This is a genomic window from Liquorilactobacillus uvarum DSM 19971 (assembly GCF_001434935.1).
Lineage (GTDB): Bacteria > Bacillota > Bacilli > Lactobacillales > Lactobacillaceae > Liquorilactobacillus > Liquorilactobacillus uvarum.
This window is the reverse complement of record NZ_AZEG01000008.1, coordinates 44,945-58,856: the sequence shown is the minus strand read 5'-3', so window position 1 is coordinate 58,856 and position 13,912 is coordinate 44,945. Positions and strand designations below refer to the sequence as shown.

Here is a 13,912-nt window from a genome sequence, read left to right as displayed (position 1 = left end):
TTCTAATTAATATAAATTTATACTTGCGTGTTACAAAAGTCAATCTATAAAAAATATAAGAATCATCCCAAGTAGTTAAATTAATGCTTGTTATCACTCAGAAACTATTCATCGCTCTTTTCTTCAAATAATGTAAATTTGTTATTAATCAATTCAACGAATTTTTCTTTTGCATTTGGTTCATGAAAATACGAAGACATCAGAATTCCTAGTTGGTCGAAACATTTATATACGGATGGCATGAAACGAACTCCCTTATCCGTCAGTTGCAGATCCAACTTTCTCCAACCGTATTCTTTTTTTACCAAACCTTCAATTTCGAGTTTTTTGATAAACCGTGACATTGTAGATGGCGCAATTCCCATCAATTGAGAAAGATCTTGTAGATTAATACTTTTCAGTTCATTGATTGTCATTAAAATATAATTGTAAGTTGGTGCTAAACCCGTAGGTTGATAAGCTTTAATTGCTATTTTTTCAGTTTCTCTTGCCAATCTATTAGTTGCAAAATAGGTACAGTTATCAAGTGACAGTTCCATTGCAAAAAACCTCCTTTTTATTTTTCAATATATTGAAAAATAATCGCTAATTGTTTGAAGACCCAGTCTAAATCAGCATGTATCACTAATTCAGCCTGTGAGTCAAAACTCGTTGGCCATTTATTGATAATTACCATTTTGCGAGGATGCCCAGGTACACCGTGTGCTGCTTTAGTTCCACAAAGCAACAGTAGATCAGCATTGTTAACCATTTTTTGTCCGCGCTCAAGTTCTTTTTTAATAGCTGTCATATTTCGTTCGACAAATATAGGCAAAACTAACGAGCCATCCAGAGGACAACGAGGCAGAGAGTGGCTCGCTATAAACTCCATATCAAAATAATGATGTGCAGCTACACAATAATTATCGTTGATACTTCCCCAATACTCAACTACATCCTTTGAATTTGCGCTGGTATGCAGATGATCCAAATTCATTGTGATTATTCCAGCAAGCAATTTCTTTTTTTGCATCAAAGTCATTACTCTATGCGCCAAGCTTGGCCTGTTTTGCGGTTGAAAATGAGTTTTACGATAAAGGCGATAAAACTCTGCAGGATTTTTCTGTGCAAACCGGTTTGTTAACAGTTTTAAGAGATCGTCATGAAATTTTGAATCTCTCTGGGTAATTTTTTGCATACCCTCCAAATCAGGATATCCGCTCGAGGTTGAAATTCCTGCTCCAGTGAAAACAACAGTTTTGTTTGCCGTTAGAATGAGTTCAGCTAAGCAAATTATTTTTTCCATATTTGACATTTAGATTCATACCACCTATTGTTTGACTTTTAATCTATATGCATTTAATATGTATGTACATAGCAAAGTTTATACAATTAATGTCCGAAATTCAATAATAGAGTTTGCATTATTTTAAGGAGGTAAATATATTATGTTTTTAACTATCTCGCCAACAGCACAAAAAGTGCTCAAAAAGTATACAGATAATAAAAAGCTCCATGTTTTGTTAAGCTTTGATGATGGTGTTGGAATTTATTCCAAACTCCAAGCAACTTGTGGGCTTGAAACAAACTTTGATATTGTCATTGTTAATGATACAGCTGATTTAACTGATTACGAGACTGAAATTGATTCTTCTTTGGGGCGTTTTTTAGTAAAAGACTACTCACTTGAATTCTTGGACGACGAAACCTACTTAGGTACGGATCAGTTTAATCTTTTAGTTTTATCGGGACGATATACGGGTATAATCGACAACAATGTTTCTCTTAAAGATTTTTCACACTATACTCCGAATTCGCACGCTTTGATGGAAAAAACTGATTTAATATGATTTTTAATTGTTGTCAAGTTTAAATACAACTAAAAAACTGTTAGGCCGCATTTCGACACCCTAACAGTTTTTTGTATTTTGGTAAGTTGCTTACAGCTTATAAAAAGAATTTCAAAATTATTCTTTTTCCTCACTAATCTAAATAATCATCTTTCGAAAACTTTGTATCTTCATACTTGCCATGTCTTCCATAGTAACGATTATAACGACGCTTAAAATTGCGAAAAAGATAAATGACAAGAACCTTAACTAGACAATAGATTGGGATCCCGAAAATTACACCAACTAGGCCCATCAGATCTCCCATAACAAGCAAGACTAAGAGAACGGTAATGGGATGGAGCTGGACCTTATCACCCATCACACGTGGAACGACTAATTCTCCATGCAGGAATTGGATAACAAACCATACAACAACAAATTTAACTGCCATCATAAATGAAGTTTGAAAAGCAACGATTAGTCCTGGAATAAAGACTGCAAAGGGCCCGATATATGGAATAATACACAGAATGCCCGCAGCTAATGAAATAGCTCCAGCATAGTTTAGTCCAATTAAGAGGAAAGCCGGCCAATATAAAATTCCTAAGATAATTGAAGCGACAATCTGACCTTTAAGATAACCGCCAATCTGCTGATCAACAATTTTAAATAACTCATTAAAATCATTTCGAAAAAATGGGGGAACTATTTTTTTTACAAAATTATAAAATTTTTCTTTATCTTTTAGTAAAAAGAAAGCGACAATTGGACCAGTTAAAATTGTTAGAAAGATTGTTGTTACGGCTGAAAAAACACCGCCGAATCCCTTAAGACCATCTGAAAAATATTTGCTGCTGAAATCTCCAATTTTATTGCTATTTAAATCAACTGATTTAACTAATTGGTTAACTTCGTTTGCAAATGGCAGATTCTTGGTAGCTGAATCAAAGTTATTTTGGAAGCCTTTCAAAATTTCTGGGAATCGTTTAAGTAATTCAGTTGCTTGATCTTGAACTAAAAATAAAAGTTGAATACCCCCAATTGCCAAGAGAACAAGTATTAGAACATATATAACCGTTATTACCCATGCTCGAGAAAGCTTTTTTTCTAGTAATTTGACTAATGGATTCAACAAATAGTAAATAACAACTCCAAAAATAAGTGGCGGTAGCACGGTCCCTGCTATAATGCCAAGTGGTTTAAAAATAAATGATATTTTATCGAATAGAAAGATAACAGTTGCCATCAAGCCCAGAGTAACTAATGTAAAAATTAAATTATTTCCACCTAAGAACCGAATCCATCTGCTTTTTTCCATCTTCTCACTCCCCTTAATACGCAATAGCTGATTACTGAGTTAAATGTAAAGTTTACTCGCCATTGCTAATTTCAACACCTAAAGTACATTATAGCGAAATATACCTCTGGCTAATAGTTTTTTACATTTACAGACTGTAATATTGGCTGTACGAAATTAAAAGGGATGATAATCTAAAATATCAATAAGGTTACCAACTAAGTTAGATTTTTTTTATTTTATTATTTTTTATTTACCAACTCCTGATAAACCTTCGTTGTCAGAAAATATATACAAAGATATCCACCTGCTAAAACAAACAGTGTCACAATGCTTACCCCTGCTAATATTTTAGTGTTATACATTGAAAAAAGCGAAAGTATATTTTTAAGCATTGGGATACAAAAAACAAAGTGAATGGCTGCACCTACAATCGGTAACATGAACACTAGTAAAACTTGACTGCGAATTGCCTCCTTAGTTTCTTTTTGACTCAATCCCACTTGCTGCATTGTCTGAAATCTTTTCCGATCGGCATAACCTTCCGAAAGCTGTTTGTAATAGAGAATCAGAGCTGTTGCAAAAATTAGCGTAATGCTTACCAATGACCCAATGAAAAGCAACGACCCAAAAAGCGATTGAAATAGATTTCTAAAAATTGGGGCTGCAGTATATGTTTCGTTACTCAATTTCATATTTTTCTGCAAAGAGTTTGCAAATCTTAACTGATTAGTTTTAGTACCACCTATATTAAATCCTGAGACGACCATTTCAGGTTGTGGATTAATTGCACTGCAGATTGACTTATCAGCGGCAACAACAAAAATCGGTTGTACAATTGCATGTTGGTAGTTGAATGCGAATTTGAAGTTATTAATTTTTTTTACCTGGTAGCGCTGTCCGCGAATAGTAATATGTTTTTTGTTAAATTTTGAAGAAACATCATAAAGTAAAATTTGCTGTTTTTTTAATTTTATATTGGTTCCCTGAATGCTGTTATAGTCAGCAAGTGTTAATGAGGATAACTGCAATGTAGCATTCATAATATTATTGGTTTCAAATTTATCTTTTTTTATTGAACCCGCGCTGGGGGTCGTCATTGTTATCTGTTTTTTCTTACTTAAAGAAATATTGTATTTAGAAGCCGTTTCGTTGATGGTACGCTGCTGCTTTGAGGTAAGCCGTTTTTCTGTTGTAAACATTATATCGTATGGATTCCATGAATTGATCAGCTTATTTTCACCAACATACAAGCTCAAAGTGCCGACCATCGTAACAAGAATAGATGTACACAGTAAACATATCGATGCTAGCCCTGCTCCATTTTGTTTCATCCGAAAAAGCATCCCTGATATAGCAATAAAATGATTTGGTTTATAATAAATCTTCTTCTGTTTCTTCAATACCTTCAGGAGAACGATACTACCGACAATAAAAAGTAAATATGTTCCCAAAACAACTAAAATAACGGCCAGCACAAAGCCAGTAAAAGCTGTTGCATTCGGCTTAGTTTTAACTGATATCCAGTATCCCCAAGCAAGTATTACAACACCAAGAACAGCTAATGTTTTTTTTGATTTGGGTTCCCTCTCACCCTTGAAAGATTGATTCCAAAGATGGATAGGATCATTTGTATGAACTCGATAAAAATTATAAAACAACAACGCTAGAAAAATAAGTGCGAAAATCATAGCCGTCGTATATACTGCATACAATTCAAAATGGTCAAGGGACTGCTTAAGCGTCAACAACTTTTGAAGGATCAAAAACGCCAGTTTAAGAAAAGCAAAGCCCGAAATTAATCCAGCAATTAAGCTAATTGCATACAACAAAGCAGTCTCTAATGTCAGAATCCAGCGCAGATCACTATTACTGAGTCCGATCATATTGTAGAGACCAAGTTCTTCTCCGCGTTGCTTGATCAAAAAACTGTTCGCATAAAACATTAAAAACAATGATATCAAGGAAATAAAAACAATGGCCACCTTCGTTATCTCAATTGTTGCATCGCCAAAAGCCATTGCTTTTAAAGTTTTATTCAGTGATACATTCCAAAAAATAAAGTTAATTGCAATAAGAACTATACTTGCTAAAAGAAAAGGACCATATTCTTGTTTGTGATGTGTGACACCGTGCCACGCCAATTTAAGATGGATCATTCTTTAAACCTCCTTGCTTGACAATGCTGCCAAACTTGTCATGATTTTTTTTAAATATTCCGCTCTCGAATGATCTCCCTTGAAGATTTCGTGATAAATTTGACCGTCTTTGATAAAAAGCGTTCGTTTCGAATGACTTGCCGCTGCAGCGCTATGTGTTACCATCAAAATTGTTTGTCCTTGAGCATTAACTCTTTCAAAAAGCTGTAGCAAATTTTCGGTGTTATGCGAGTCGAGAGCTCCTGTCGGTTCATCAGCTAAAACAAGGTCTGGTTTTGTAATTAATGCCCTTACTGCTGCGACACGTTGCTTTTGCCCGCCTGAGATTTCATGAGGATAACGCTCTAATAAGCTTTTGATATCAAGCTGTTCTGCCAGCGGGCGTAAACGCTGCTCCATCTCAGGATAGCTGGTTTTCGCAAGTACTAATGGCAAAAAAATATTGTCACGATTATTAAATGTATCTAACAAGTTAAAATTTTGAAAAACAAAACCTAAATGTTCACGTCTAAACTTAGCTGTTTGTTTTTCAGGTAGTTTATTCAAATCAAAATTATCTAAAGTAATGCTGCCACTTGTTGCCTTATCCAAAGTTGCAATAATATTAAGCAATGTTGTTTTGCCCGCTCCTGATTCACCCATGATTGCAACATACTCACCTTTATCAACACTGAACGAAATATCTTTTAATGCTATAACCTTGTTTTTCTTGTCATCTGCAAAAATTCTGCGAACATGGTTTAAATCTAATACGTTCATCTAAATAACACTCCTTCACTTGTCTAGTAATATTATAAAAGGTTTCTAACGTTGTTTTGTAGTTACAACAACGTTAGAAACCTTACAGTTTGTTATTTTTAATTCAGTATTTGATCTTAGTTTCAGGAATTAAAATTATTGCACTCGTTCCGTTGCTTATTTCTGATTCAATCGTCAATTTAAGATCTAGTAGCTTACTGATTCGTTGAGCAATATAAAGCCCCATACCAGTAGCAGAGTTGTGATGACGTCCGTTTTGACCAGTAAAACCAGGCTCAAAAACGCGTGGAAGATCACTAGCATCGATGCCAATTCCATTATCAACAATTTTGATTGCATTGTCTTGCCACTCAATTTCAATAGAAGCCCCCTTTTTTGAATATTTGAGAGCATTCATTAGCAACTGTTCTAAAATAAACGATAGCCATTTTGGATCTGTCAGGGCTTTGACAGCCGTAATTTTTATATGGGGTGTAATTTCTTTTCTGATAAAAAAAACTGCATATCTTTTTATAAGTACTTCAATAATGTCACTAACAGAAATCCATTTGAAAACAAGATCGTGGTTAAAGTCTGCTAACCGCTCATATGTAAGTATTAAGTTCAACTGATGGTAAGCCAACGCTATCTGCTGCTGCACATCAATGCTTGCAACCTCATTTTCATTTTCTGCCATTAAACTCAAAGCAGTCAGCGGTGTTTTTACTTCATGACTCCACATCACTAAATAATCACGATGTTGTTTAAATTCTTTCTGAACTTCTTTTTCATATTGAATTCTTTGCTGTTGCAATTGATTAAAGGAACTAATGAATGCTTTTTCTACTAAGCCGTGCGGCACCGCTTCAAGTATCTGTCCTTGAGAACTGGCTTTTCTAAGATTGCGCAGAAATTTTTCTTCATGATAAATTCGATAAAACAAAAAAAGCAAAAAAGGAATTAATGTAAATCTAATTAAATCGGCAATTAGTATAAGTTTGATATTATAAAGCAGACATAAAAAGCCTAAAAAAGTGGTTGAACTTAAATACAGTATAAACAAGGGCCATTTTGCTAAAATAATCTTTATGATATGTTTGACTGAACTGTTAAACATTAGATTGCCAGCCTGAATCCGCGACCACGTTCAGTTACCAATTTTTCTTTTAGGTTCACTGTAGCCAGTTTGCTACGCAACCGGCTAACATTAACGTTCAAAGCATTTTGTGTTATAAATAAACCACCTTGCCAGATATTTTGCATTAAGCGATCTTTTGATATAGTTTTATTGGGGTTCAAAAAGAGAAGTTCCATAATTATTCCTTCAGTTGGAGTTAATTTAATCGTTTGTCCTGTATAACTTAGACAGTTGTTTAGAACATTAAGTTGATATCCCTTGACTGTTATTTTTTTAGATCTTACTTCACTATCACTTGAAACTCTTCGAAGCACCGCCTGAATCTTTGAAATAAGTACAGCTAGCGAAAAAGGCTTCGTTATATAATCATCAGCCCCAGTCGCAATTGCCCTTACCGCATTTGGGTCCATTTCGGCTGCAGAAACAAAGATAATAGGAACATTGGAAATGTCCCTTATCTTCGAAGTCCAATAAAAACCATCGTAAGTCGGCAATGTGATATCCATTATCACCAAATCAGCTTCAAAGTCTAAGAATTCTTGAACAATATTTTTCCAATTACCAACATTTTCCACCTGATACTGCCACTTCTCCAATCCCTTTCTGACAGAATTTAAAATTGATGCATCATCTTCTATAACAAATATTTTTGGCATAAGACCAATTCTTCCCTTCTCGTATAAAGGATTAGATTTAAGAATAGTAAAGCAGTCCTAACAATTTATAATAACCATGATTCAGGTTTAATAGCAATAGCATTTAACACTATGCTTAATTTGATTAGCCTTAAAACACCCATGCTCATATTTAAACATACATATTTGCAATCTCAATATTAATTTTACTATTTTTATATAAATAAATTGTTTTAATTGAACAAAAATGCACAAGAAGCTTAAATGATTCTCGATCAAATGCTCCAAGAACTTGGAGAAACATATGCTCCGCTCAAAAAGAGTTAAAATTTGAAAACAAAGTTGTCCTGTGCTGATTCAAAAAGTACATAATTCATTCTCTACCTGTCTTCTGGAAAATAAACTAGTTTTGTCTAAAAAAATCGGCTGTTGTTAACTGAATTAATGCAGCTAGCTACTAAAAACGGTTACAAAGTTGGAGGACCATGTTCCATCATTTAGTTAAGATCTTCTTGCTTTCTTAAAAAATCAAAAAAGATGAAAATGCGGTAAAATACAACCCTACCGCATTTTCATCTTTTTAACTTCTCTATCTAGTTAGCAAACACTTCTTTTGATCTATTTTTTTCTAATTGGGCCTGTGCTGCTTGGCCTAAGAGATTTAAATAGTTAAACGGACGATCAAAAGTTGGTTGAAAAAGCATATCAACCATCGCTAAATCATCGATCGTATTTTTGTTTTGAATACACAATGACAAAAGATTAGCTGATTGTGAGATATCATATTTGCTCATCAATGCTCCGCCCAGAATACGTCTAGTAACAGCATCATAAACAAGTGACATTAAAACCGGTGTGGTTGAAGGCATAAATTCTGGTCGATAGTTATCTTCAAAAATAACGTGTTCAGCATCTATCCCTTGCATTTTAGCAGCTTCAGCAGTTAAACCTGTTGAGCAGATTGAAGTTCCATAAAGAGATAAGCCAGAAGTCGACTGCGTTCCCATATAACGCAGTACAGGTTTTTTCAAGTTTTTGCCAACGAGAATCCCCTGACGAACAGCATTTGTAGCTAGTGGAATATATGCATTTTTACCAGTTGGGTTGTAATGAACAGCCGCACTATCTCCTGCAGCGAAAATATCTGGATCCGAACTACGCATATAATCGTCAGTGATGATCGCTCCATTAGGAGTCATCTCAACTTTACCGGTTAACAAATCCGTATTGGGTCTGAACCCAATACAAAGTATTGCTAAGTCGGCAGTAATAGTTTTTTTGTCCGTTTCGATCATCAATTCGCCTGCTTTTTCTTCAAATCTCTGAACTGACTGTCCAAGTTCCAACTGTACACCATTGTTCTTAAAATCATTTTCAATTTTATCTGTGAAGGAGGGGTCGAAATACTTAGGCATCACACGATCCTGTGCATCAATTAAAATAACCTCGTGCCCTTTAAGTGAGTACGCTTCAACCAATTCTGCTCCAATATATCCGGCACCAATTACAGCAATTTTTTTGACTTTTGGAACACGTTCAAACAGTTCCTGTGCATGTGTCCAATTTTTACAAAGCAAAACTTTTTTACTTTGTATGCCGGGGATATTCGGAACTATCGGCCAAGAACCGGTAGTCATAATCAACTTATCATAATGTTCAATTGTTACTTCATTTGTCAATAGATTTTCCACTTCAAGCGTATGATTTTTAGAATCAATCTCCCTCACGTTATGCTTTAGTTTGATAGAAGCACCTAATTCGTTTAGCTCATCAGGATTTGAGTAAAATAACCCTTGAGGATCCTTGACCTGTCCGCCCAAGTACAACGCGATTCCGCATGATAGAAATGATATTTCAGCATTACGTTCAAAAACGGTAACCTCAACATCTTTGTAATCGCTTAAAATTTGTTTAATAGCAAATGTTCCCGCATGTGTACAACCAACAACTGCAACTTTCATAAATAATCAGCCTCCTATTCAGGGTATTGCTCATAATTATGTTCACACATGAGCATGTCAACAGTTATATTGTACACAAAGTTAATTTATTAAACAAGTTTTTTGCATTCCCTTTTGTTCATAATTACACTTTTTATTGAGGCCATTTTTTTTAATAAATTTCAACCTTTATCATTTTGAAAATTAGCGTTATATTGGTTAAAAGAGCAATTAAAAAATGTCAAGCAAATTATAGCAAATTTGTTCAAAAGTTTGAAAAGAGGTCTTCACATTGCTAGAAAAAACTTTTTATAAAACGTTACTAAAACATGCTTTCAATATTCCTGTTGAAGTAACTTTTTGGGATGGAGAAAATGAGACTTTCGGTCCAAAAGGAGAAGTACAAAATAAAATAAAGTTCAAAAAGCCGATTTCGCCTCATTCTGTTTTAGAACATGCCACGCTTACGCTTGCTGAAGCTTATATGGAAAAAAATATCGAAGTACAAGGCAGTATTCAAAATTTAATAACTGCGATTTTTATGACCCCCCACAGTTTTATAAACAGTGATAAGTTTAAAAAATTTCTGCCTAAGCAAAATCATTCTAAAAAGCAAAGCAAAACCGATGTTCAAAGTCACTATGACCTTGGTAACTCATTTTACAGATTATGGCTTGACAAAACGATGACATATTCTTGTGCTTACTTTAAAAATAAAAATGATTCGCTTGAACAAGCGCAGACTAATAAAGTTTATCATATTTTAAACAAACTCGATTTGAAACCTGATAAAACATTACTAGACATTGGTTGCGGTTGGGGAACCCTTTTATTTGCAGCTGCTAAAAGCTATGGTGTTCACGCAACAGGGATTACCTTAAGCAAAGAGCAATTCGACTATGTCAGCAACAGAATAGAAACTGAACATCTTGAGGATATGATTGATGTCAAACTCATGGATTATCGTGAATTAGACCAAAGTTTTGACTACATTACAAGTGTTGGTATGTTTGAACATGTCGGTAAAGAAAATTTGGAAACATATTTTAAAAAGATTTCAGAACTTTTAAAGCCTGAAGGACGAGCTCTAATACATGGTATTACTGGGCAACATATGGGAGTTGGCTCTGATCCATTTATTAACAAATATATTTTCCCTGGTGGCTATATTCCCCATCTAAGCGAAATGATGGAACACATTATGCAGAGCAATTTGCAGCTTAAGGATTTGGAAACACTCAGAAGACATTATCAAAAGACATTAGAGATCTGGACACAAAACGTTCTTGCACACAAATTGGAAATTATCGAAATGTTTGATGATAAATTTTTCCGCATGTGGAATTTATACCTGCAAGCTTGTGCATCATCTTTTGAATCTGGAAATATTGATGTCGCACAGTACTTATTAACAAAGGGACCAAGTGGGCTGAATCTTCCACTAACTAGAGATTATATGTCAGAACAGGATAAAAATATTCCACAAATTAAGTAAAAGCGAGAAACAAGCCTAAAAACACAATACTATGTAAAATTAAATTATGTTAGGCTGTGCTAAAAGACGATTTTTCGTACGGCTTTGTTTTTTGTATATTATTAAGGTTCAAATTTTATGTTTACAGTGAAATAAAAACAAGGAACTGAGTCAAAATATAACGTTTGATTCAGTTCCTTATTTTAATCTTGTATTATACAAATTTAGTGAGGATCGACAGCTAGTTTTTCACATTTAATTGCGATTATTCATAGACAAAACTATATTTGCAATGCACAACTGATGCTCAAAACTGGTGTACTCGCTCTGATTTCATCTTGGTAATATTACCTAAAAAGATATATCAGAGGAAAATTAAACGCGGCGTTGCTATATCAAAATATCTAGTCATTAAAATACGAGAGTGGCTTTTGAACCTGAATTTTAGTTCCGTCAAATTTTTCTTTGATATATTTTTGAACCTTATCACTATGGTATATCTTTAAAAGTTTTTTGAATTTTTTATTGTTTTTATTTTTATCTGCTGTTGCTAAAATATTAATATTTTCTTTAGTAGACTGGTTGACCTCCTCATGATAGATCGAGTCCTTTAAAACATTTAATTTTCCTTCAAGCGCGATTGTGTTTCCAATCAGAACTGCTGCAATTGAATTATCTTTCATAATTCGTGGACCAGTCGTATCATCAATCTCCTCAAATTTAAAATGATGCGGATTATCCGCAATTGCACTAGTACCCGAAAGACTTCCAAAACTAGACTTCAACTTAATTAAACCTGCTTTTTCTAGTAATTTAAGTCCGCGAGCAGTATTAGCCGGATTGTCAGCCAAGGCGATTGTTGAACCATCGGGGATGCTTTTTACTGTTTTGTACTTGTTTGAATAAATTCCCATCGGTTCAAGATAAGTTGTTCCTAAATCCGCTAATTTGCCTACCTTACTGCTTTTGTTAAATGCAATATAATATGCATATGATTGAAAGGCATTAACATCGATCTTATTTTCAGCAGTTGCTGTATTTAAAGAAATTCCATCTGTAAAAGATTTTACTTTAATGTTCAAATGCTCTTTTTTTGTTTCAGGTAAAGATGCAATATGTTTCCAAATCTGGACATCAGAACCAATCGATCCAATAGTTATTGTATCTGCATTTTTTGTACCATTATTTTGGACTGTAAGTGTAATAACGCCAACTGCGACTATGACAAGACCGACCAAAGTTAATATAATCCTGCTTTTTCTCATTTCTTCCATTCCTCCTGTAATACACTACTTGATGTGATGGTACTTCCTAACTACTTATCTTTTAGCACAATGTTCATAACATTCTGCTAATAAAAAAACCGCAGTCAATTAAAAGACTGCGGGACGAATAATCGCGTTACCACCCGATGGTTTTGACGATCGTTACCAATCGTCACTCAATAGGTACTCTCTTTGTTTAAGCACACAGCACTTTGCTCAAATAGAAATATACCTTTACGCTTTAACAGGCGTACCTGGAAAAAACTCACAAAAATATTGCTCGTTTTTTCAACGTTTACGTGACCATATTCCATATTGACTCTCCGCTGAATCTCACCCAACTCCAGCTCTCTTCAGAAGAATTAAAATGTACTCATCACACATTAGTGAAAATATAACAATAAAATTTTAATTTGTCAAACAATTATATATCATCTAATTAGTTAACTTTATTGTCTTCAACTTATTCTTTTCTATTTTAGTGACCATTTTTCAATAGCTGATCAAATGTTTGAAGATTTATTCCCGGAGCTATTCGAACTCGCGAGAGTGAATACCAGCCTTGATCTAAGCAGGCTAATCCCTCATTTGTAGTCAAACCGATTTTATATCCGAGATGATTTGCTAATTTGATTGTTGTTTGATTATAACGCCCAGCTGGATAACAGATCATCTGTGTCTTTTGTTTTAAATTACTGTCAAGCCATTTTTTAGAATTTGCCAACTCTTGCATTTGAACGTCTGTCGAGAGTTCATTTAAATCCAAATGTTGAACTGTATGACTTTGAAAATCAATCAGTCCACTATGTTGCATTTTTTTTGCTTCACCCACTGTTAAATGATTCGATTTCTGACTAAAACCGGTTATGTAGTTGATAGTTGCATGCAGATGATACTTTTCCAAAATAGGAAATGCAGCCGTATAATTATCCTTGTATGCATCATCTAAGGTTATCCAAACAACTTTTTTTTGAGGCAACGAGTTAGTTTCAAAAGCCTTGATCGCTTCCGCAGTGGTTAATGTGTAATAATGATTTGCTTTTAGATATGTCATTTCCTCTTCAAACTGTTTTGGTGGAACTCGTAGAGCGTTACCGGATGAAATACTATGATACATTAGGATTGGAATTTGACATTTTTTCTTATAGTGAATCCATTTTGTGACAGTTCTCTTTTTTGCATTTTTTTTATTAACGCTAAGTTTTTTAGTTTTCAAGCTCTCACGCGTTTTTACTTTGCTGTCCTTGACTCGCGTTTTGCTTTGTGCTGTACAACCTGCCAAAATTAACAGGCAAACTACTACAACACTTTTTGCAATCATTTGCCAAATTCTATTTAACTTCAAATAAGTCAGCTCCTCAAAATCTTTACTTAGTTTATTTTAACAGTAATGCCGTAAAAAAATACATAAAATTAAACCAATCTAATTTGGATACAATTACATGAAAAAGTTCT

Annotated in this window: 12 protein-coding genes; 2 read left to right on the top strand and 10 right to left on the bottom strand. The window is 34.2% G+C overall.

Going from position 1 to position 13,912, the window contains the following annotated elements:
• Positions 1–104: 104 nt before the first annotated feature.
• Both FD20_RS05560 and FD20_RS05555 read right to left on the bottom strand, forming a co-directional pair.
• Entirely contained in the window at positions 105–539 is a 435-nt protein-coding gene (locus tag FD20_RS05560; RefSeq protein WP_057736570.1) for a MarR family winged helix-turn-helix transcriptional regulator, read from the bottom strand.
• Positions 540–556: 17 nt separating this feature from the next.
• Complete coding sequence (locus tag FD20_RS05555) at positions 557–1,294, bottom strand: SIR2 family NAD-dependent protein deacylase (RefSeq protein WP_057736569.1); 738 nt, start codon at positions 1,292–1,294, stop codon at positions 557–559.
• Positions 1,295–1,427: 133 nt separating this feature from the next.
• Between FD20_RS05555 and FD20_RS05550 the strand changes: the two genes are divergently transcribed.
• A complete protein-coding gene (locus tag FD20_RS05550) occupies positions 1,428–1,829 on the top strand; it encodes an iron-sulfur cluster biosynthesis family protein (RefSeq protein WP_057736568.1) in 402 nt (133 codons plus the stop codon).
• Positions 1,830–1,962: 133 nt separating this feature from the next.
• Here FD20_RS05550 and FD20_RS05545 read toward each other — a convergent pair whose 3' ends face one another.
• The 6 genes from FD20_RS05545 to FD20_RS05520 all read right to left on the bottom strand — a co-directional run bounded on the left by FD20_RS05545 (position 1,963) and on the right by FD20_RS05520 (position 9,739).
• The gene (locus FD20_RS05545; protein ID WP_057736567.1) at positions 1,963–3,129 is read right to left on the bottom strand and encodes an AI-2E family transporter; all 1,167 of its coding nucleotides are present in this window, start codon (positions 3,127–3,129) and stop codon (positions 1,963–1,965) included.
• A 221-nt stretch (positions 3,130–3,350) separates the two neighbouring features.
• On the bottom strand, positions 3,351–5,267 hold the full coding sequence (locus FD20_RS05540; protein ID WP_057736566.1) for an ABC transporter permease: 1,917 nt from the start codon (positions 5,265–5,267) through the stop codon (positions 3,351–3,353).
• A gap of 3 nt (positions 5,268–5,270) precedes the next feature.
• Positions 5,271–6,026 (bottom strand): ABC transporter ATP-binding protein, encoded by a 756-nt coding sequence (locus tag FD20_RS05535; protein ID WP_057736565.1) that lies wholly within the window; start codon positions 6,024–6,026, stop codon positions 5,271–5,273.
• Positions 6,027–6,129: 103 nt separating this feature from the next.
• Positions 6,130–7,122: a sensor histidine kinase gene (locus FD20_RS05530; RefSeq protein ID WP_057736564.1), complete on the bottom strand. Its 993-nt coding sequence runs from the start codon at positions 7,120–7,122 to the stop codon at positions 6,130–6,132.
• Positions 7,122–7,799, bottom strand: coding sequence for a response regulator transcription factor (locus tag FD20_RS05525; RefSeq protein WP_057736563.1), 678 nt, complete (start codon positions 7,797–7,799; stop codon positions 7,122–7,124). Before FD20_RS05525 ends, FD20_RS05530 begins: the two co-directional genes overlap by 1 nt.
• 572 nt (positions 7,800–8,371) lie before the next feature.
• Positions 8,372–9,739 (bottom strand): FAD-dependent oxidoreductase, encoded by a 1,368-nt coding sequence (locus FD20_RS05520; RefSeq protein ID WP_057736562.1) that lies wholly within the window; start codon positions 9,737–9,739, stop codon positions 8,372–8,374.
• 271 nt (positions 9,740–10,010) lie between these two features.
• Here FD20_RS05520 and FD20_RS05515 point away from each other — a divergent pair, with 271 nt between their 5' ends.
• Positions 10,011–11,213 (top strand): SAM-dependent methyltransferase, encoded by a 1,203-nt coding sequence (locus FD20_RS05515; RefSeq protein WP_057736561.1) that lies wholly within the window; start codon positions 10,011–10,013, stop codon positions 11,211–11,213.
• Positions 11,214–11,596: 383 nt separating this feature from the next.
• Here FD20_RS05515 and FD20_RS05510 read toward each other — a convergent pair whose 3' ends face one another.
• Together FD20_RS05510 and FD20_RS05505 are read right to left on the bottom strand one after the other, a co-directional pair.
• Complete coding sequence (locus FD20_RS05510) at positions 11,597–12,457, bottom strand: MetQ/NlpA family ABC transporter substrate-binding protein (RefSeq protein ID WP_057736560.1); 861 nt, start codon at positions 12,455–12,457, stop codon at positions 11,597–11,599.
• 478 nt (positions 12,458–12,935) lie between these two features.
• Positions 12,936–13,802: a polysaccharide deacetylase family protein gene (locus FD20_RS05505; RefSeq protein ID WP_235807718.1), complete on the bottom strand. Its 867-nt coding sequence runs from the start codon at positions 13,800–13,802 to the stop codon at positions 12,936–12,938.
• Positions 13,803–13,912 lie beyond the last annotated feature (110 nt).

Bases quoted from the DNA above. Each gene is read 5' to 3' on its own strand.
- FD20_RS05560 (WP_057736570.1), bottom strand. From the start codon at position 539: ATGGAACTGTCACTTGATAACTGTACCTATTTTGCAACTAATAGATTG.
- FD20_RS05555 (WP_057736569.1), bottom strand. From the start codon at position 1,294: ATGTCAAATATGGAAAAAATAATTTGCTTAGCTGAACTCATTCTAACG.
- FD20_RS05550 (WP_057736568.1), top strand. From the start codon at position 1,428: ATGTTTTTAACTATCTCGCCAACAGCACAAAAAGTGCTCAAAAAGTAT.
- FD20_RS05545 (WP_057736567.1), bottom strand. From the start codon at position 3,129: ATGGAAAAAAGCAGATGGATTCGGTTCTTAGGTGGAAATAATTTAATT.
- FD20_RS05540 (WP_057736566.1), bottom strand. From the start codon at position 5,267: ATGATCCATCTTAAATTGGCGTGGCACGGTGTCACACATCACAAACAA.
- FD20_RS05535 (WP_057736565.1), bottom strand. From the start codon at position 6,026: ATGAACGTATTAGATTTAAACCATGTTCGCAGAATTTTTGCAGATGAC.
- FD20_RS05530 (WP_057736564.1), bottom strand. From the start codon at position 7,122: ATGTTTAACAGTTCAGTCAAACATATCATAAAGATTATTTTAGCAAAA.
- FD20_RS05525 (WP_057736563.1), bottom strand. From the start codon at position 7,799: ATGCCAAAAATATTTGTTATAGAAGATGATGCATCAATTTTAAATTCT.
- FD20_RS05520 (WP_057736562.1), bottom strand. From the start codon at position 9,739: ATGAAAGTTGCAGTTGTTGGTTGTACACATGCGGGAACATTTGCTATT.
- FD20_RS05510 (WP_057736560.1), bottom strand. From the start codon at position 12,457: ATGAGAAAAAGCAGGATTATATTAACTTTGGTCGGTCTTGTCATAGTC.